A 19,827-nucleotide genomic window follows, 5' to 3' on the forward strand; every position below is an offset into this window, starting at 1 on the left:
CTTCGGGCACTTCCCCTTTTATGTTGTAAAGCGTTTTATCTTCAAAAAAGATAACCGGGTCATTGTCTTCGATCGCAGACAAAAGCAGCCCTTTCGCATCATATGGCGTTGACGGCACGACGACTTTTAAGCCCGGTATCGACGTAAACAGCGCAGACAGGCGGTGCGAGTGCGGGGCCGCCGCCCGGAACCCGGCGCCGTGCATCGTCCGGACCGTCACCGGCACTTGCGCCTTGCCGCCGAACATGTACCGGAATTTCGCGCCCTGGTTGAGCACTTCGTCCAGACAGCTGCCGATAAAATCGTTGAACATGAGCTCTGCAATCGGCCGCAATCCTGTTGAAGCAGCAGCCATCGCAGCCCCCATATAGCCCGCTTCCGTAATCGGCGTATCCAAAATCCGCCCGCGGCCGAATTCCTGGACAAGGCCTTTCGTCACGCCAAGCACGCCACCCCATGCTTCTTCATCCTGCAGGTGATCAACTTCCGCACCGCCGGCAACATCTTCCCCCATCAAAATTACATTTTCATCTCTTCTCATCGCCAGTTTCATCGCTTCGTTAATGGCCTGCGAAAAAGAAATTTGTCTTCCCATTGGAAAGGCCTCCTTTTTTCATAGATTAGTAGGATACATAGACATCTTTCAAAAGTTCGGAAGGGTCCGGATACGGGCTTTCTTCGCTGAATTTCACAGCTTCTTCGATCTCCTGTTCCACTTTTTGTTCCAGGCTGTTGATGTCTGCTTCGCTGAACAAGTTTTGTTCAAGCACAAATTTTTTAAATTGGACGATCGCATCTTTTTCATTCAGCTGTTTCGCCTTTTCTGCTTCTGCTTTATAAGTTTGGGCATCCCCTTCAAAATGCCCGTAGTTTCGGTACGTCACGCATTCAATCAGCGACGGGCCTTCCCCGTTGCGGGCGCGTTCCACCGCTTCTTTTGCCGCCTGGTACACGGCAACGATATCTTTCCCGTCGACACGAACACCCGGAATGTCGTAGGCAACGGCACGGTCGGCAATCGTTTTACAGCTTGACGCATAATGGAATGGCGTCGCTTCCCCATAGCCGTTATTTTCCGCCACAAAAATGACCGGAAGCTTCCATACGGCTGCCAAGTTGATGCCTTCGTGAAACGTACCGTGGTTATTCGCGCCGTCCCCAAAGAAGCAAACGCTTACATTACTCGTCTTTTTAACTTTCGCCGTCAATGCCGCGCCGCATGCCAGCGGGAACCCGCCGCCGACAATCCCGTTTGCACCGAGCATGCCTTTGTCGAGGTCGGCAATATGCATGGAACCGCCTTTTCCTTTGCACAGACCTGTCGCTTTCCCGTAGATTTCCGCCATCATCCCTTTTAAATCGCAGTCTTTCGCGATACAGTGGCCGTGGCCGCGGTGTGTGCTTGTGATCATATCCTGATCGTTCAGATGGGCGCAAACGCCGACTGCAACCGCTTCCTCGCCGGCATATAAGTGGACGAATCCCGGTAAAATGCCGGTCGCAAACACTTCATGCACTTTGTCTTCAAACTTGCGGATTTCAAACATTTTTTGCAACATCCACTGCGCTTTTTCCTTCGTTAACTGCAGTTCGCCCGCTTTTACTGTCTCCATTTATCCATCCTCCTTATCGTCGTCTTTCACTTGGTAAACAAGCAAAAAGCGTGCCAATTGAAAACCCCGCTTTCATCCTGCTTCGTCCGCCCGGCACATAAAAAAATGAGACAAACCGGGACAGCTGTCTCATTTTGTCTCATTTTTTCCCATATTTTCTTATCCGCTGATTTCTGACTTTTTCATTTTCCATGCAGCCGGTGCTACCGTTTTTCGTGACATCAGGCTGTGCAGCACCATGCCGGCTGCAACTGTGATGATGCCGAACCAGGACAACAGCGATGGCGCCGCAACCGGTAAAATGGCCATCTCCCCGAACAGCGCAAACAGCACTTCCAATGACTGGGTCGCTTCTACAAGCGATAATTTTTGCATATCGCCGCGGACAAGATCGGTTGCCCGGAAAAACAATACCGTGGCAATCACCCCGGAAAAGACCGCAACCACGCCTGATTGCACGATTTGGTTTCCGGACGGCGGGCCGGACGCTTTTAAACCGTACAATGACAGAATAAACCAAAAGGGCAGGCTGGCAAGTGTCATGCCGAGCACACGCTGAAATGTATCGAGCCGGCCTTCGCACAATTCCATCATTTTCCGGTTGCCCAAAGGATAAGCAAAAGTCGCCACAATGACGGGAAGGACACCCAGCATCATTTCCCGGAAGCTGATCCGGCCGGCCTGCTCAAGCTGCATCATCAAAACGCCGAGCAAAATCACAAGCGACCAGCGCAAGCCGCGGAACGGGATGGGTTCCCGGATTTTCAGCAGGCCCTTCGGCGTCTCCACCGTTTTAAAAAAGAACGGGGCAAGCAGTGAACCGGATAAAATCGTGATCTGCCAGGTGCCGGCCACGAGCCATCCGGGCGCATAGGCTGCTGAAAAACATAACGGCGCATAAAAAAGAACAAAACCGGTAAAGCTCCACAATAACCACCCGGCCGGATGCTTTTTCATTTCCGCCCATAAGGCTTGAAAATTTTTCCTGGCAAGCACGATCACAAGCAAAAACGGAACCATCAAAATGTACCGGAGGGAGGCGCTCCAAATCCAGCTGCCGCCCGACAGTTCCATCGACCGGTTTAAAACAAATGTCACCGCGAAAAAGAAGGCGGCACATACCCCTAATAAGACCGGACGCAACATCTCCCACATCCTTTTTATAGCATTTTGGGAATGAAAACCCGCATACGGGGCATTCCTCCTTATCTTATGAAAGCGGCAATGTTTTGAGCTCGTTCCAATACGTGCAAATGGTCTGGATACCTTTATCAAAATTTTCAAGATGGAAATGCTCGTTCGGCGCATGGGCATTTTCCGACGAAAGGGCAAACCCCATCAGCACGACCGGTATGTTTAAAATGCGGTCAAATTCTGCAACAATCGGAATCGACCCGCCGCCCCTTGTATAGGTAACCGGCACGCCGTACACTTTTTCATACGCTTTTCCGCAAAGCTGGATGGCAGGATGCTTGCGCGGCGTGACATACGGGTAACCTTTGTCAAATTCGGTTACAGAAACGGTTACGCCTTTTGGGGCATGGGCTTCAATATGTTTTTTCACTAACGACAAAATTTCGTACGGGTCCTGGTTTGGCACAAGGCGGCAGGTCACTTTCGCAAAGGCTTCAGACGGCAAAACGGTTTTCAGGCCTTCTCCGGTGAAACCGCTTTGTAAGCCGTTGATCTCAAGCGTCGGCCGGACGGATGTTCTTTCCGCGTACGAGTAGCCTTTTTCCCCGAACAATGCCGGTACGCCAAGCTGCGCCTGTATTTGGCCTTCATCTGCCGCCTGTTTTGCGAACGCTTCTTTTTCTTCCGGCGTGCTTGCTTCCACTTTGTCATAGAAGCCTTCCACCAAAACCCTGCCGTCCTGGTCGTGGAAGGACGCCAGCAATTCAACCAGCGCAGTGGCAGCATTTTGCACCCCGCCGCCATATTCGCCGGAATGAAGGTCGCTTGATGCGCCTTTTACATGGATTTCAAGGCCGCATAAGCCGCGCAGCCCGTAGCAGATCGTCGGTTTTCCCAACTCCGGCATGCCGGTATCGGAAACGACGATCAAATCCGCTTTTAAAAGTTCCTGATGTGCTTCTACAAATGGTGCGAGATGCGGGCTGCCGATTTCCTCTTCTCCTTCAAACAGCACTTTGATATTGACAGGCAGTTCCCCTTCCGTTTCCATCAATGCTTCGATCGCTTTGATATGCATAAACACCTGTCCTTTATCATCACTCACGCCGCGGGCAAAAATTTTGCCATCGCGGATCTCCGGTTTAAACGGATCGCTTTTCCAGAGGTTCAGCGGATCAACCGGCTGGACGTCGTAATGCCCGTAAATCAGGACGGTCGGCTTCCCGTCTGCGTGAAGCCAGTCACCGTATACAACCGGGTTGCCTTTCGTTTCCATCACTGCGGTATGTTCGAGGCCTGTTTTCCCAAGCTCTGCTTTCAGCCATTCCGCTGCTTTTCTGACATCTGGTTGATGTTCGGATAGGGAACTGATACTCGGGATTTGGAGAAAATCAAACAGTTCTTCTAAGTGCTGTTCATGGTGTTCCTTTAAATATTGCTGATACGTTTGTGACATGCCTATACCTCCTCGTCATGCTTTCTCTTTATTGTAAGACAAGTTTCATTATTTTTCCAATTCATTTGCAAGGTGGCAAATGAAAAAAAGAAAGCAGGAGCCCCCTTTTGGCAGCTCCCCGCATTTTTTATTGATGCGTTTGATTCGCAAATTCCGCCATGGCTGCGGCCATGAACGCCGCAAGCCCTGGGCCAAATTGATCAATGTTTTTTGTAAACCGGCTGTCTTCTATATACATTTGGCCAAGCCCTTTAAAGGCTTCCGGCGTATAATCCCCGAAATGGCGGTTTAAAAAATCAAACCATTTCCGGATCGCTGTTTGCGCTTCTTGTGCGCGCGGGTCCTTGTGGCGGATGGCAGCAAGTTCACGGTAAATTTCGTTCATCTCATCAGCCAAAGCCAATTTTTCATCCCCGTCAAGTCTCGCCATTTTCGCTTCCGCTGCATCTACTGCCTGATCCCCCCATTTTTCGCGTGCCTCACGCGCATACGGATTGCTGTCAAAGCGGAAACCGGCAAATTTTTCTTCACTGGACATTTTCATTCCCTCTTTCTCCGATTGGATTGTTTTTTCGATCAAGGCAATCATGTTCCCGAGCCGATTCTGTTTTTCAATCAGCAAATGGCGCTGCAGCTCGAGCGCCCCGAGCCTGTCAAACGAAGGGCTTTCCATGATTTCCTTGATCTTTTGCAAAGGGAAGCCCAATTCCTTGAAAAATAAGATTTGCTGGAGCGTTTTCAAGTTTTCTTCCGAATAGTGCCTGTAGCCGGACGGTGAAACTTCGGCCGGTTTAAGTAGCCCGATTTCGTCATAGTGGCGCAATGTCCGGATGCTTACCCCGGCGAGCTCTGCAACTTCTTTAATTCTCATCATGCAGCCCCCTTTCTTCTTTACTGTAAGGGGTGACGCAGCGTGAGGGTCAAGACATTTTTTCGAGTTTTTCCTGCAAGGCAAACAGCACTTCGTATATTTTCACGAAAGCTTCCATGAGTGGCATCTCTTCCCTGAAACCGGGCACATCGTTCAACGGAAAGTTCACATCCCAGATGCCTTCATTGCCATCAAAAAGGATTTCCCCCTTCCCGTCTCCTTCGAGCAGTTCAGACAATCCCGTTTGAATCGCCGGCCCGTATTTCTTCTGCACTTTGAGCCCGAGCATGCAATTGTAATGGCCGAAGACATCATCCAGCTCAAGGGCAATCCCGTCGACGCCGATGATGCCAAACCAGTCTGACACGATGTAAACATATTCTTTCCTATGCTTTTTCAAATAGATGACAGGTTCATTTAAAAACGCCGCCGTTTCCACCGCAAGGGTCTCATCGGCTTCCTTGCTGCACCGTTCAATAGATGCATCGGCAAAACGGGCGGTACCCTCTTTTTCAACAATTTCTTTTTCCCTGACAGCATCTTTGAAAAAATCCTTATAGCGCTCCAAATACGCTATTTCTTGTTTACATAATATTATTATAGTATCCTTTTGGTTTTCGATATATGTTTTTAAATTTTTTCCCAGCATGGCAACCATCCTTTATGAGGTATTCTGCTAAACAGTATGTCCCAATTGGAAGCTTTTGTAAAGAAACAAAAAACTGTGCCCGGAGAATAAAATCCTTCTAGGCACAGTTTGTAAAATTATTTATTCACCGCTGCCGGTTTATGAAAATCACGTCCGTCACGGATCGCTTCTACAATTCCGGCGCGGATGACGAAATCCCCGAAATGTTCGCCTTCCTGCCGTTCTTTTGCATATTGCAAAAGAATCGGGCGCAGGGAAGCGAGGATCTCTTCTTCCCCGATATTTTCCTTATAAAGGCAAGCGAGCCTGTCGCCAGTGAAGCTGCCGCCCAAATACAAATTGTATTTTCCGGGGCCTTTCCCGATAAAAGCCATTTCCGCAAGCGCCGGCCTTGAGCAGCCGTTCGGGCAGCCTGACATCCGGATGACGATTTCTTCTTCGCGCAACCCCGCTTCATCCAAAATCTCTTCGATTTTTCCGAGCAGTTCCGGCAAGTACCGTTCTGCTTCCGCCATCGCAAGGCCGCAAGTCGGGAATGCGACACAGGACATCGAGTTTCTTCTGAGGGCGGAAGCATGCTTGCCGTCCGTCAGATGGTATTTTTCAACCAGCTCGCCGATCTTTCCTTTCATTTCGTCGGTGACATTGGAAATAATGACATTCTGATTCGGGGTCAGGCGGAACTCGCCCTGATGGATTTTTGCAATTTCGCGCAGCCCGGTCATCAAAGGATAGCCGTCAAAATCTTTGATCCTGCCGCTTTGGACAAATAACGTCAAATGCCATTTGCCATCGCCTTTGATCCAGCCGTAACGGTCGCCGTTATGGTCAAAATGGAACGGGCGGGCCTCCCCGAGATCCCAGCCGAGCCGTTCATTCAGTTCCGCCTTGATCCATTCAAGCCCCCGCGCGTCAATGGTGTACTTGAAACGCGCATTTTTCCGGTTCGCGCGGTTGCCGTAGTCGCGCTGGATCGACACCACTTTTTCCGCCACTTCAATCACCTGGTTCGGCGTGCAAAAACCGATGATCCGGGCAAGCTGCGGATATGTTTTCGGATCGCCGTGGGTCATGCCCATCCCGCCGCCAACCGCGACATTAAACCCTTCAAGCTTCCCTTCATTCAAAATGGCGATAAACCCTAAATCCTGTGAAAAAATATCGACATCATTGGAAGGCGGCACAGCAAACCCGATTTTAAACTTCCGCGGCAAATACGTTGGCCCGTACAGCGGCTCTGCCTCTTCCTGCTCTTTTGTATCAATGATTTTTTCATCTTCCAGCCAGATTTCATGATACGCGGAAGTCCGCGGCAACAAGTGGTCGCTCGTTTTTTTCGCCCATTCATACACCTCGGCATGCACATCCGACTGGTACGGGTTCGGGTTGCACATGACGTTCCGGTTCACATCCCCGCACGCGGCAAGCGTCGTCATGAGCGCATCGTTCATTTCCCGGATGGCCTGCTTTAAATTCCATTTTAAAATGCCATGCATCTGGAATGTCTGCCGGGTTGTCATACGCAGCGTTCCGTTCCCGTATTTTTGCGCCAGTTCATCCATCACAAGCCACTGTTCCGGGGTCGCAACACCGCCCGGAATGCGGACACGCACCATAAACTGGTAAGCCGGCTCCAGTTTCTTTTTGCGCCGATCGTTGCGGATATCGCGGTCGTCCTGCTGGTAGCTGCCATGAAATTTCAACAGTTTATTATCGTCTTCGGATATCGCGCCGGTCAGTGGATCTTTGAGCCCTTCCGCAATCGTCCCTCTTAAAAACCGGCTTTTTTCTTTTATCGTTTCAAGCGGATCAAGTTTTTTATCAGCCATCTTCCTGCCCCTCTCTGTTAATACACATCACGCTGGTATCGTTTTGCCCGTCGCATTTCCTGTAAATAATCCTCTGCCTCTTCCCTCGCCATATTGCCTTCTGTTTCAAGAATTTCAAGCAGCGTTTCCTGGACGTCGCGGGCCATCTGCTTTTCATCGCCGCACACATACACACAGGCGCCTTTTTCAAGCCATGCATAAAAATCTTTGCTTTTTTCAAGCATCCGGTGCTGGACGTATATTTTTTCTGCCTGGTCGCGCGAAAAAGCCACATCCATCCGTTCGAGCACGCCATTTTTCAGCCAGTTTTGCCAGTCAAGCTGATACAGAAAATCCGTCGCAAAATGCTGGTCCCCGTAAAACAGCCATGTTCGTCCGGTGATCCCTTCCGCTTCCCTTTCTTCCAGGAAAGAACGGAACGGCGCCACGCCTGTTCCCGGCCCGATCATGATCACCGGCACATCCGGGTCAGCCGGAAGTTTGAAATTCGGATTGCGGTGGACATAAACCGGCAGCTTGTCTCCCGGTTTTATCCTGCCTGCGATTTGCCCGGAGCAAACCCCTTCGCGCACCCTTCCGTTTGCTGTATAGCAGTCCAGTGCAATGACAAGATGGACTTCATCGGGGTTCGCTTTCCAGCTGCTTGCGATCGAATAAAGCCGCGGCGGCATTTTCCGGAGCATTTGTACGAAAGCTTGCACTTCCACTTTTTCCGGCGGATATTCCTCGACAAGATCGAGCAGGCCCCGCCCTTCAAGGTACGCCTTTGCCTCCGCTTCATTTTCAAGCAAAGCCGTAAGCGCTTTGTTTCCGAAAAGCACGGCTGCCTGCTGAAGCAGCGGTTTTGTTAATCTCGTAATTTCATAATGTCTGAGTAATGCTTCCCTGGCCGGCAGCACTTCCCCTTTTTTATTGACCGGAACTGGTTCTTCCGGATCCCAGCCGAGCTTTTCGATCAGCCGTTCCACGAGTTTCGGATCATTTTCCGGGTAAATCCCGATGCTGTCCCCCGGTTCAAATGTAAAACCGGACCCTTCAAGGGATAGTTCGATATGGTGCGTTTTTTTATTGGACCCTTCCCAGTTCAAGTTGATATTTTCCAACACTTCCGCCTGGAACGGGTTGGATTTGGAATAATCGGTGTTTGCAGGCCGGGTGGCATCCGCAGCGGTTGAAGCCGGCAAGGCAGATGCCCGGAGCACGCCTGCAACCCCTTCAAACCATTCGCGGGCGTCCTCTTCATAATCCACATCACAATCCACCCGCGGATAGAGCCTTTCCCCGCCCAACTCTTCCAGCCTCTTGTCGATCTCTTTTCCGACCTTGCAAAAAAACTCATATGTCTGGTCCCCAAGCGCCAAAACGGAAAAAGGGACCCCGTCCAGTTTTGGGGCTTTTCTGCTGTGGATCAGCTCATAGAAAGACAATGCGTTGTCGGGCGGGTCCCCTTCCCCTTGTGTGCTTGTAATGATGAGCAGATACCCTGCATTTTTTAAATCTTTCGGCTTGGCCGCATCGAGTGCCGAAAAAGATACGGCAAACTGCATTTCTTTTAATCTGGCTGCGAATGCTTCGGCAAGCGCCTGGGCATTGCCTGTCTCGGAACCAAACAGCAGCGTAACCGTTTTGGTTGCCGTCTGTACCGGTTTTTCAGCAACAGCTGTACTTCCCGGGGGATTCGTTCCTTGTTCGGCAAACGGATAGGTTAAATATCCGCTTAGCCATAATTTTTGCTGATCCGTTAATAGTTGCAGCAGTTCATTTAACTTTTCCGCCTGTTCTTTACTAAACGGGCTGTTTTGTACACTTAACGGCAAATCTTCCACCTCGCAATGTTTGCATGCACTTTTCATTTGTTTATTTATGTATGACATCCTAATCCAAATAGACATAGAAGTTTACTTGGATTTTAATCCGCTTCTTTCCATGAGAAGCGCCTTCGAAAAAAGCTCTCCTTACAAAGATAAGAAGAGCCGGCGCACAATGGTCAACTTCTCTTATCTTTCAGACGATTGTCTGCAGGAATTGGCACAGTGTTTTTCAACCTGTTGCCGAGGCTTCAAAGGGCCTTTCCCTCCACCTCTCTGGATAAGAAGCACAAATCATTATTTAGAAATCATTGAAAACATTATACAATCAAATACAGGTACAGTCAATTCTTTTTTGAACAGATGGGACATTTAAAAAAGGAAAAGGGTGGCAAGTTCCGCATCAAGCGTCCCCCCAATATACTTTATGTATCTTTTGCACAGAATGAGGGGGGAATGGATGAATATCCGCATTTACCAGGGGAATGAGATGACGCCGGAAGATGGAGATGCCAATATTGTGATCGATGTAATCCGCGCGTTTACGGTTGCCCACCATGCCTTTTTGGGCGGCGTAAAAGAAATATGGCTGGCTGACTCAATAGAAACGGCTTTTCGTATCAAAAACAAATACCCGCATGTTTTGCTCACGGGCGAAAGGCACGGCCTTCCGATCCCAGGATTTGATTTTGGTCATTCACCGGCCGCCATCGCCAAACAGCCGTTAGCCGGCAAAACGTTGGTACAAACATCGACAAACGGGGTAAAAGCAGTTTTTCACGCCCTTCACGCAAAGGAAGTCTATGTTACCGGCTTTTCGAATGCAAAAACGACGGCAAAATGGGTCCGGCGCAAATGGAAAGACAAAGACAACGCCCGCATCAACATGATTGCTTCCCATCCGACGGGGGAAGATGACCTGGCATGCGCGTTATACATGGAAAGCATCCTCACCGGCTCCGGCACGATAAAGCCGGAATCAGTGATCAAGGAGATTGTAGATGCCAGTGTTGCAAAAAAATTTCTTGATCCCGGCCAGCCTGCATTTAACCCGGCTGACCTGGAATTTTGCATTAAAGAGAGAGACTGCGGGTTTGTGATGAAAATGGATCCAACAGGAGAATTTCCAACGATCGTGAGGGTTGAAGATGAATGACCATGGTTTGACACTGCCTTTACGCAATGAGAAACCGCGGGATTGCGGAATCACCATCTTAATTGACAATGGCATTCCGCTGAACTTTTTTAAAGATACCATGAACAGTGCAGCCCCTTATATTGATTTCGTCAAATTCGGCTGGGGGACATCGGTCGTTTCACGCCATTTGGAAGAAAAAATAGATCACTTGAGGCAAAACGGCATTGCCTTCTTTTTCGGCGGCACTTTATTTGAAAAGTTTGCCAGCCAGGGAAAAACGGATCGGTACGTTCAATACTGCCGGCGGTTTGAATGCGAATATGTTGAAATCTCAAATGGCACCCTGCCGCTGTCCAATACGGAAAAATGCCGCTATATTGCGGAGTTTTCAAAGGAGTTTAAAGTGTTAAGTGAAGTCGGCTCAAAAGATGCTGCCAAATCAATGGCCGATACGCCCGCGTTATGGCTGGAATCGATTAGTCAAGATTTAGAAGCAGGCGCATATAAAGTGATGACAGAGGCAAGGGAAAGCGGCACGAGCGGCATTTGCAACGGGGACGGGGAAATACGGGAGGAGATGTTTGCGGCCATCCTGGACTCCGGGATTCCTCGCGATTCTTTGATTTTCGAAGCGCCCAACAAGCAGCTCCAGGCTTTTTTTATCCACCATCTCGGTCCGGATGCCAATTTGGCCAACATCCCTTTTTCGGATGCCCTTGCGCTTGAAACATTAAGGCTCGGTTTGCGATCAGATACTTTTTTTATTGGAGGAGATTCCCATGAGAGAAACAGATAAAATTTTTCATTTGGCGATTCCGTGCAAAGATCTTGATGAAACAGCCGATTTCTATGAAAAATTAGGCTGCAAGGTGGCGCGCCGGTATGATGACCGGGTCACTTTCAATTTTTTCGGGGACCAGGTTGTCTGCCATCTGAGCCCTGAAAAAATAGATTCTAACCCGAAAATGTATCCCCGCCATTTCGGCATTACTTTTTTGAATAAAGCAGCATTTGAGGAAACCCTTCAATCTGCAAAGAAAAACCATTTACCATTTTTCCAGGAGAAAATGGTCCGGTTTGGAGGCAAGCAAGAGGAACATTGGACATTTTTCCTCCAAGACCCCTCTAACAACTTGCTCGAATTTAAATATTACCACGATGAAAGCATGGTGTATTAACCAGTCCCATTCATTGCTCAAGGCCGGGCCATGCGCCTGCTTTTTCTAGACAGCGACCCCATTTTGTCGGCTTGCAGGCATGCTCTGGGTGCAGCGTTTTCTACTCCTAACCTGCCTCAGCAAAAGGCGGCTGATGTTTTACGCCGGGTTCTTCACGAAGTTGCAGTGAGCCTTCCTTCTGCTTCACATCAAAAAATTACAGGCAAACCATGCAAAAAAACCGCAGACCATACAGCTGCGGTTTTTTTCGAATTCTTACAGGAAGGAGCGGTGCTTGAAATTCGGGAATAGATCCGGAAGTTGTTAACAAACGCCAACATTTACCGCCCCATTCACCCGGATTCCTCGTATTCAAACGCTACCGGAAGTAAATGTTGTCTTCACTTCCGGTCATTTTGGTTTCTTATTGATTTTCTAAGTTGACAAAAGCCTTTTCGGGATTGACATGTGTTTTTGTGATTTTTGCCTGGTACAGCCAATCCGAAACGTCTTGCCATTTTTTTGGGTCCTGATCGGCAATAGTTTTATTTTTCTCGTCCATCTTCGGCAGTAAAATGTGCAGGCTCTTCGTTTCCACATTTTTATCCAGCGGTGAGGAGGCATCTTCATGTTTTAACAAAATGGCAAGCGCCTTTTCCGGATGTTTTTTGACATATTGCTGGCCTTTTTCGGCAGCAGCAAGAAATTTTTTAAAAATGTCTGGCTGCTGTTTCAGCTTATTTTCGTTTGCGATGAAAACGAGTTCGTCATAATCCGGAACGCCGTATTTTGCCGGATTGAACGCTCTAACGGGTACGCCCTCCTTTTCCAGCAGCAGCTGTTCATGATTGACAAAACCGCCGACGATCGCATCAGTTTTATGGGCTGTCAGAGCAGGGATTAAATCATAGCCAACATCCACTGTTTTCACCTTGTCCGGATCGCCCCCGTCTGCTTTGACCATTGTCCGCACGGCTGCTTCTTCCAGCGGAATGGAAGAGTAGCCGACCGTTTTGCCCGCCAGGTCTTTCGGTGAGCGGATGCCGCTTGAAGCCGGCACCATCACACGGTTCAGCGTATGGCGGACGACGGTGCCAAAAGATTGGACCGGAATCTTCTCATCGCGCGCGATTAACACTTGGGGTTGATAACTTAATGCAATATCAATTCGATTCGCAGCCGCAAGTTTTAACGGGTCATTTGTGTCAGAAGGCATTTTGATGCTGACATCAAGGCCCTGCGCTTTAAAATAGCCTTTTTCCTGGGCTACATAAAGAAAAGAATGAACCGCATTTGGATACCAATCCAGCATGATCGTTACTTTTTGCACATGTTTCGTTGCTTGCTGCGAATGATTGCTGCAGGCACCTAGGAAACATGCGAGCACAGCGGCCATTATCCATCGTTTTTTCATTGAAAATCCCCCTAAATTTTTGTTCTGTTTTTCAATAAGCCTTTTTCCATCCCATAAATAAGCAAAAATAATCCCATGCCGAACGCAGCCAAAAGAAAAACGGCCGAAAAAACTGCGTCCGACTGCAAATATCCGGACATTCGCTTGCTAAAAAATCCAAGCCCCGCAGTTGCGCCAAGCCACTCCCCGATCGCTGCCCCGCTGACACAATATACAACCGATAATTTCAAGCCGGATAAAAATTGAGGAAGAGCCATTGGGACAGAAAGTTTTCGAAAAATATCCCAGCGGCTGGCGCCCATTGTCCGAAACAAATTCAAATAGGCGGAATCAACGGTTTTTAATCCGTCAAAAGTGCTGATTACAATCGGAAAGATAGCCGTTAACACAATGATCGCTACCTTGCTCCAAACTGAATAACCGAACCACATCATAAAAACAGGTGATACGGCGACAAGCGGGATCGTTTGCGAAATAACAAGAAACGGATAAAAGATTTTTTCAGCCATTTTGGAAACATACATGAGGACACCGATCATCACTCCACCCGCAACGGATAAAAGAAAACCGATGCCGACTTCCTCCACTGTCGCTGGCAAATGCACATTTATTAATTGCCTGTGATTTTCTATGAAAGATGCATAGATTTGGGAAGGGGACGGCAAAATGAAAGACGGGATCATCCCTTTCTGTATGACCCACTGCCAGATGGCTATCAAGACTAGCATCGTAACGCAAAAAAGTCCGTAATCCCCCAGCCATTTTCGCCACTTCATTTAGGAAACCTCCTTTCATCCAAACTTCCAATATGTATAAGCTGCAAACCGTTCCAAAGCCCGTTCAACCATTTGAATTTTTTCCTGCTATAGCAATCTTCCACCTACTTTTTGTTTTTATTTCTTCCTGCCCGTCGTCATTGACGGGGTTTTTCCGGTTACCGCCCTAAAAGCAGCTATTTTCCCTCCCTTCCAACAGAAAAAAGCCAGGCCTGTAAAAGACCTGACTTTAATAAGCAAGAAAATTTTCACAAATCCCTACTTTCCTACGCCGGCATGATCCGGATCAGGTCCAAAGGGTTGAAAAACCAACTGTTTTTCTCTCAGCCCGCCAATCCGGGCACCCCTAGTAGTCTGAAATATTCACTTTTTTCTATTATAGGCTTTCTATTTGCTTGTGTAAAGTGGTGCAGGCTTTTTTCTATGGTAATTGGTTCGATAGTCAGGGCTCCTGTTTTTACCAAAAAACCCGGGAAAAAAAGCAAAAAAACTTTTAATCATCATGATTTGCCTCTTATTCACGATATATAAGCTCATTTAACGCTTCATTCCGTCATCGTAAACTGAATAGATAGCCATTCAGATATTTATACGACAGCGGCTGCGGTTGCAAGTGCTGACGGAAACAACCACATCGCCCCCTCTTCTCGTGCTTGTATGCTCACAAAAAAACCAATTTTATGAAAAAGATGAAAATAGTCTTGTTAAATGACACAAATGTCGCTTATAATTATAAAAACGACACATGTGTCATTTAAGGAGGAGCATAATGAAGCATTCGCTTTTTAAAAATCATTCCTTTCTATTCTTAATCAGTGCGCAAACCGTTTCAAATCTTGGCGACTGGCTGCATCTTGTTGCATTGTTTGCATTAGTGGCATTTAAGTGGCACGCTGACCCGATTGCAATGGCAGGCATTACATTATGCATGGTGCTGCCGTCAATTTTATTTGGATCCCCTGCCGGCTGGCTGGCAGACCGGTTTAACCGTAAAGTGCTGATGAGCTTCTCGGATTTCGCCCGCTGCGGTTGTGTGCTCGGGATTGCTTTTTCCGTTTCGCTTTGGCAAGTTTATATCTTTCTATTTTTTTTGGGCTTTTTCTCAGCCGTCTTCACCCCTGCAGAAAGCGGCCTGCTTCGCCAAGTTGTTGGTGAAAACCAAATACAGGCGGCAATCGGCACAAGCGAGATGATCAATAACAGCGCCAAAATCATCGGGCCGGTAGCAGGCGGCGCATTGATCAGCCTGACCGGAATCAAAGGCGCTTTTTATCTTGATGCCATTTCTTTCTTCCTCTCCGCCCTCCTGCTGTTTGGAATCAAGGCGCCAACATTACAGAGCCCGGTAAAAAGTGATCTAGAACATCGGGAAAAGGTCGCGCTAACTGAAGGATTTCGCTTTCTCTCCGGTTTTCCCGTGTTAAAAATGGGTCTGATCGTTTTTTGTACCATGATACTGGCCTTGCAAATTTCTGATTCCCAGGCCATGATATTAATAAGGGATATCAAGAACGCAACGGTCCATTTTGCGAGCTGGTGTATTGCGGCAAGCGGTTTTGGCATGCTTACTGCTTCCGTGCTGTTTACGAAAATAAAGTTAGGGGAGAAATTAATCACTTTAAAAATCAGCCCCGCCATACTTGGTTTGGGGTGTATCATAGTAAGTACGGGTACCGGCTGGCCGATCGGCATCATTGAAGCCGTTTACCCTTGCGTCTTTTTTCTGATGGGTTTTTCTTTTACAATGGCTGCCATTCCTTTCGATGTGCTCGTCCAAAAGAAAACGCCTGAAACGCATACCGGAAGAGTGTTCGGTACCATCAACAGCCTTTCTACACTCGCTGTGCTTGTTGGCATATTACTTGGAGGCTCGCTTTCAGAGTGGTTTGGCGTCCGTCTCGCATTCCTGATCTCTGGCGGAACCACTTGCCTGCTTGCTGCCGTTTCCGCAATCGCAATGAAAAAAGCAGAAAGGAAGGAAATTCATGTCGCCGAGGGTATCAAAACAACATCTTGAAGAAAGAAAAAATCATATATTGGATGCTGCGAAGCGGGTGTTTGAACGAAAAGGCTATGAACCTGTTACCATGCAGGATATCGTAAAAGAAGCCGGCATTAGCAGAGGAAATCTGTATCAGTATTTTTCCAACACAGAAGAAATCATGCAGGCGGTTATTGAAAAAAATGACGATTCATTTTATACGTATATTCAAGACCTGGCAGGCAGCCACGAAAAAATATGGGATGCCATTCAAGCCTATCAGAAAGTGGTTTGCCAAAGTTTGCCAAATCCTTACGGGATCGTAATGTATGAATACTCTGTCACCAGGTGGCGCAATCCGGAAAGAAAGGCATTTTTCCAAAAAAGGTATACCCGGGCCATGAAAAGCTTTTTAGCGCTTCTGGAAGAGGGCGTAAAACAGGGTGAATTTCATCCGGTACAGCCGCTTGAAACGATTGTCAATTTTATGGTGAACATATGGGACGGCCTGATTTTAATGGCTCAAGTGGAAGAACCAGAAAGAGTGGCAGTAGGCGGACAGCTTGAGGCGTTAAATTTATACTTAATTCAGGCTTTGCATCCCGATGAAAATGCAGACTGGCATTTGGACACCAAGATTGAACCCGGTTGATACGAACCGGGTTCAGATATAAAACGATGATGATCGTTATTTACGCAATTCGCTATATTGAATCTGAATCCTGTTTTCCGGTTTTTGATCCACTGTATATAAGATAAACAGAAAAAACCATTCCAAAGGTTTCATGAAAAGATAGACAAGGTCCGCTGACCACTTTGTACGGATATGCCTGCTGAGAGGATAACCGTATTTATCATAAATATAGCGGATGAAGTGATGCATACGCGGCATGTATTCTTCAAGTAGATGTTCGAAAGCATTCGCAACAAGCAGCTGGCGGTTCACAGGAATTCTTTTGCCGTGCCGGAGCCCTGCCCTTACCGGCTTAACGACTTTTGTGTGCCCCCTCGCTGCCACAGAACATAAATAGTGTTCGTCTCCTTTTAACATTTCCGGAGGGGGATTGGGTATCCTGGAATAGGTGAAAGAACTTGTATCTAAAAACAAACGGATAAAGCTGTCCGGCCGCTGACCAAATAATATGAGGACCATTTGGACAATAAGCAAAACAGGAAAAAAACAAATCGCCCACAATCGAGGCATTTTACTATACCGTACGGAAATTTTAAAGAGTAAAAGAAGAAATCCCTTATACTGTACAGTCTCTTTCCTCATTTTTATTGAAAACTCATTCAGTGAATCTTTTAACTTGGTGATATACAGTAAAGCAAGGCAAAATAAGCTATATTGAAATGCTCGGACGGAATACATATCCCCAAGTTTTGAGAATAGCGTATGTGTAAAATAAACAGCAGCAAACCCAATATTTAAAACCAGTATCGTACTGCTCACGACATAGATAACCGGTGAAACCCGGCCGGCATAAAAATTCAATATCAGGAACCCAGCCATGCCCAGTACAACCAACACAATCGCTGAAAAGATATGATTAGGAGCCAATGAAGCATAGCCGTCCGCCCGCCCTCCAATTTCATAAACGTGCAGCTGTTCGCCTGCCCTTGCACCATAAGCGTTCAGATAACACCCCACGATAAACAGGCAAATAAGCACGACTGCATTCACCGTATCCATTGTTTTGACTTTGATGGATGGGGCTGCTTGCGGTTCCTTTTTAAAGCTGGATAGGAATCTGGCAATCACATACACAGGAATACAGAGAACAAATAGGGCTAAAAACACAAAAAATACGGATAGAATATGATAGCCAAATCCTAGGATGTATGCCGCTGCCAGGAACAAAAGCACAACTGCAATTAAACTTATGATCACAATTGGCGCTCTGTTGTTTTTCAATGCAGTCCCCCCTATGCTAAATGAATATTTTCAAAAATGCGCCCGCGCTTCTGGCGCTTCTTTGCGATTGTATTTCCGGATAACAGTTAAATTGATTTGTTCCAGGCCTTTGGTTTCTTTCGCTATGCTTATGCGTTTTTTAAAGTGCCCCCCACCCCCTTTCTACAAAAGTCCCGTAAAAAGGCGGATTTGAAGTAAGTTTGGTCGAAAAGAATGCTGTACTGTACTCCCCTCAAAGGAAGATGAAGATAGTTCCCTTAACAACACGAAAATATATAGGAGGAGTGGAATTGAGTTAATGGATTACGGGTTGATCATCCATATTTCACAGTGTGCCGTCTTTCAATATCTTTTCACATAAATAACCAACGATATATGCCCGGGGCGTCCTTTCTTTAAGGTCTTGGTTTTTGACAAGATCGTCAATCGCCATCCAAATGGTATGCCATAAATCCGTATTTTCATATTCTTCGTATGGATGATTTCTCATTTTAAGTTGCCTCCTCCTCAGTCGAAGCCAGTGGTTTTTTAACAGTCTCGGTTGTGAATTTGACTTCTCTCTTTATGATAGGACAAATGCCTCCGGGGTTGATTGCAGTGCACGCATCAAAGTTTCCGGTACGCGTCAGCATCAGACTCATGTAAAATACGGATATGCATTTGCTCCTCTTCTATCCGCTTTTTCTTTTATCGTTAATGTTCTAAACCTTTCCTGCCATCCGGAACACTTTCCCGTCCATTTCGGGCTTTAGCCATTTCATTCCCATTTTCTCATAGAACGAAATGGCTTGCTTATTTGTCGGGGATACTCTGAGATGGTATTCCTCCAATTGATGTTTTTTGAAAACGCTCATCGCATACGCATGCAGCTCAGCACCAAGACCCAAGCCGCGTTTTTCCGGAATAAGATAGTACAAGTTGACATAGCCAATCGATTTGCCTTCAAAATCTTTACGTGTCACCTCAAGCTGTCCAATTGGAACGCCATTTTCAATCGCAAGCATAAAACCTTCCGGAAATCGTACTTGCTGCATTTTAAGCCATTCAAGGTACTCTCTTGCATTGAAATTTGCATCCGTTCCGAAGCTTACGATAAAAGAATCCCTGCGGAACGGGAGAATATACTGGAGATGCTGCCTAACTTGAATGGGAATAAAATCCATTTATTAACCTCCTCTCTTGTTTCCTCCTTTGCCAGCCCTTTATCATTTCTTTTCGCCCCGGCAGCTGAAATCCATTTATCAATTGGTTGGCACAATTCTCTATTTTCTTATCGTCATTTATTGTAGCACACGAACTGCGGATTTCCTTCTTTTACATTGTCCGTTTACTTTTTCAGCGTGAATCAACGGTCAATTATGGATAGTCATTTTTGAAGCAATATGTTATGTTGAGACTGTAAAGGATGCGGAAATGGGGGCTCCGAAATGTTTGATACAGTGATAAATACTGTGTTAGGTTTTGCTATGATCATTCTTATACTTTTTTTGCTTTACCGGTATCTCGTTCTTATGAAAACGAAGAAACTGTCTAAAATCGATTCCTTTTTTATAAAAGAATCCCATCATATGAATAACATACCCAATAAACAGATCGTTCGCTTCCTGAAATTGAGATATATTTTTAGTGCTGCCATTTTATTCCTGTTTCTTATAGTAGTATTATATTTTAAAACCGTAAACAGTCTTGTCATTCCTCTTATTTTATTGATAGAGTTTACCGGAATTTCCGTCATTGATCATAAAATTAAAAAGGCGAAAAACAAATAACCCAGCCGGCTTGGTTCAGTTCACCTTGTTAGAAAATATGATCTATTTGGACACTAAAGGAGGAAACCGGAATGTTTGATGACGTACATGAAACTGAAGCCGATCTGTTTTTCCGGATATCATAACTGCAGCCATTTAAAAGAACAACTACTTCATTTGATGTGAGCGTTCCATTTAAACGAAGACCAACTACCAGATTTATAAAGTGCATGAAAAAACCGCAGATCGTAATCTGCGGCTTGCTTTGGCCCGGCAACGTCCTACTCTCGCAGGGGGAGACCCCCAACTACCATCAGCGCTGGAAAGCTTAACTTCCG

The 19,827-nt window shown here is 46.8% G+C and carries 18 protein-coding genes, 1 rRNA gene and 2 riboswitches; of the genes, 5 read left to right on the forward strand and 14 right to left on the reverse strand.

Going from position 1 to position 19,827, the window contains the following annotated elements; all coding sequences use genetic code 11:
* The 8 genes from P9687_RS09605 to P9687_RS09640 all read right to left on the reverse strand — a co-directional run.
* On the reverse strand, positions 1–595 hold a 595-nt coding region (locus P9687_RS09605), incomplete at its 3' end, for an alpha-ketoacid dehydrogenase subunit beta (RefSeq protein WP_443089692.1).
* Between the two features lie 25 nt (positions 596–620).
* Positions 621–1,613 (reverse strand): thiamine pyrophosphate-dependent dehydrogenase E1 component subunit alpha, encoded by a 993-nt coding sequence (locus P9687_RS09610; RefSeq protein ID WP_035189840.1) that lies wholly within the window; start codon positions 1,611–1,613, stop codon positions 621–623.
* 159 nt (positions 1,614–1,772) lie between these two features.
* On the reverse strand, positions 1,773–2,759 hold the full coding sequence (locus tag P9687_RS09615) for a DMT family transporter (RefSeq protein ID WP_035189838.1): 987 nt from the start codon (positions 2,757–2,759) through the stop codon (positions 1,773–1,775).
* A gap of 64 nt (positions 2,760–2,823) precedes the next feature.
* Entirely contained in the window at positions 2,824–4,203 is a 1,380-nt protein-coding gene (locus P9687_RS09620) for a dipeptidase (RefSeq protein ID WP_168986018.1), read from the reverse strand.
* 127 nt (positions 4,204–4,330) lie between these two features.
* On the reverse strand, positions 4,331–5,074 hold the full coding sequence (locus tag P9687_RS09625) for a MerR family transcriptional regulator (RefSeq protein WP_017550377.1): 744 nt from the start codon (positions 5,072–5,074) through the stop codon (positions 4,331–4,333).
* A gap of 49 nt (positions 5,075–5,123) precedes the next feature.
* The gene (locus P9687_RS09630) at positions 5,124–5,642 is read right to left on the reverse strand and encodes a hypothetical protein (RefSeq protein WP_225620885.1); all 519 of its coding nucleotides are present in this window, start codon (positions 5,640–5,642) and stop codon (positions 5,124–5,126) included.
* Between the two features lie 197 nt (positions 5,643–5,839).
* Entirely contained in the window at positions 5,840–7,552 is a 1,713-nt protein-coding gene (gene cysI / locus P9687_RS09635; RefSeq protein ID WP_061577591.1) for an assimilatory sulfite reductase (NADPH) hemoprotein subunit, read from the reverse strand.
* 17 nt (positions 7,553–7,569) lie between these two features.
* A complete protein-coding gene (locus P9687_RS09640; protein ID WP_014098310.1) occupies positions 7,570–9,426 on the reverse strand; it encodes an assimilatory sulfite reductase (NADPH) flavoprotein subunit in 1,857 nt (618 codons plus the stop codon).
* A 120-nt stretch (positions 9,427–9,546) separates the two neighbouring features.
* A riboswitch (SAM riboswitch) is annotated at positions 9,547–9,647 on the reverse strand.
* Positions 9,648–9,820: 173 nt separating this feature from the next.
* Here P9687_RS09640 and P9687_RS09645 point away from each other — a divergent pair.
* From P9687_RS09645 to P9687_RS09655, 3 genes are read left to right on the forward strand one after another with little or no spacing between them, the layout of a single operon-like run.
* Complete coding sequence (locus P9687_RS09645) at positions 9,821–10,516, forward strand: 2-phosphosulfolactate phosphatase (protein ID WP_168986017.1); 696 nt, start codon at positions 9,821–9,823, stop codon at positions 10,514–10,516.
* Positions 10,509–11,294 carry a phosphosulfolactate synthase gene (locus tag P9687_RS09650; RefSeq protein ID WP_168986016.1) on the forward strand — a complete coding sequence of 262 codons (786 nt, stop codon included), beginning with the start codon at positions 10,509–10,511 and terminating at the stop codon, positions 11,292–11,294. The genes P9687_RS09645 and P9687_RS09650 overlap by 8 nt, the downstream gene beginning before the upstream one ends.
* The gene (locus P9687_RS09655) at positions 11,278–11,676 is read left to right on the forward strand and encodes a VOC family protein (protein ID WP_035189823.1); all 399 of its coding nucleotides are present in this window, start codon (positions 11,278–11,280) and stop codon (positions 11,674–11,676) included. The genes P9687_RS09650 and P9687_RS09655 overlap by 17 nt, the downstream gene beginning before the upstream one ends.
* A 403-nt stretch (positions 11,677–12,079) precedes the next feature.
* Here P9687_RS09655 and P9687_RS09660 read toward each other — a convergent pair whose 3' ends face one another.
* Complete coding sequence (locus P9687_RS09660) at positions 12,080–13,069, reverse strand: ABC transporter substrate-binding protein (RefSeq protein ID WP_168986015.1); 990 nt, start codon at positions 13,067–13,069, stop codon at positions 12,080–12,082.
* Between the two features lie 11 nt (positions 13,070–13,080).
* Positions 13,081–13,845: an ABC transporter permease gene (locus P9687_RS09665; protein WP_168986014.1), complete on the reverse strand. Its 765-nt coding sequence runs from the start codon at positions 13,843–13,845 to the stop codon at positions 13,081–13,083.
* A gap of 246 nt (positions 13,846–14,091) precedes the next feature.
* Positions 14,092–14,203: riboswitch (TPP riboswitch) on the reverse strand.
* Positions 14,204–14,614: 411 nt separating this feature from the next.
* Between P9687_RS09665 and P9687_RS09670 the strand changes: the two genes are divergently transcribed.
* A complete protein-coding gene (locus tag P9687_RS09670; protein WP_328228657.1) occupies positions 14,615–15,862 on the forward strand; it encodes an MFS transporter in 1,248 nt (415 codons plus the stop codon).
* The gene (locus tag P9687_RS09675; protein WP_035189814.1) at positions 15,831–16,478 is read left to right on the forward strand and encodes a TetR/AcrR family transcriptional regulator; all 648 of its coding nucleotides are present in this window, start codon (positions 15,831–15,833) and stop codon (positions 16,476–16,478) included. The genes P9687_RS09670 and P9687_RS09675 overlap by 32 nt, the downstream gene beginning before the upstream one ends.
* A gap of 36 nt (positions 16,479–16,514) precedes the next feature.
* On the opposite strand, the gene P9687_RS09680 is transcribed toward P9687_RS09675, so the two are convergent.
* From P9687_RS09680 to rrf, 4 genes are all read right to left on the reverse strand, one after another.
* Entirely contained in the window at positions 16,515–17,741 is a 1,227-nt protein-coding gene (locus P9687_RS09680) for a DUF6688 domain-containing protein (protein ID WP_035189812.1), read from the reverse strand.
* Positions 17,742–18,066: 325 nt separating this feature from the next.
* Positions 18,067–18,231 carry a hypothetical protein gene (locus tag P9687_RS09685; RefSeq protein WP_168986013.1) on the reverse strand — a complete coding sequence of 55 codons (165 nt, stop codon included), beginning with the start codon at positions 18,229–18,231 and terminating at the stop codon, positions 18,067–18,069.
* A 211-nt stretch (positions 18,232–18,442) separates the two neighbouring features.
* Positions 18,443–18,904 (reverse strand): GNAT family N-acetyltransferase, encoded by a 462-nt coding sequence (locus P9687_RS09690; RefSeq protein ID WP_035189810.1) that lies wholly within the window; start codon positions 18,902–18,904, stop codon positions 18,443–18,445.
* Positions 18,905–19,757: 853 nt separating this feature from the next.
* Positions 19,758–19,827: ribosomal RNA gene (gene rrf, locus P9687_RS17330) — 5S ribosomal RNA — on the reverse strand; the annotation flags it as partial.

Source organism: Weizmannia sp. CD-2023, assembly GCF_036225245.1.
GTDB classification, from domain to species: domain Bacteria; phylum Bacillota; class Bacilli; order Bacillales; family Bacillaceae_C; genus Weizmannia; species Weizmannia faecalis.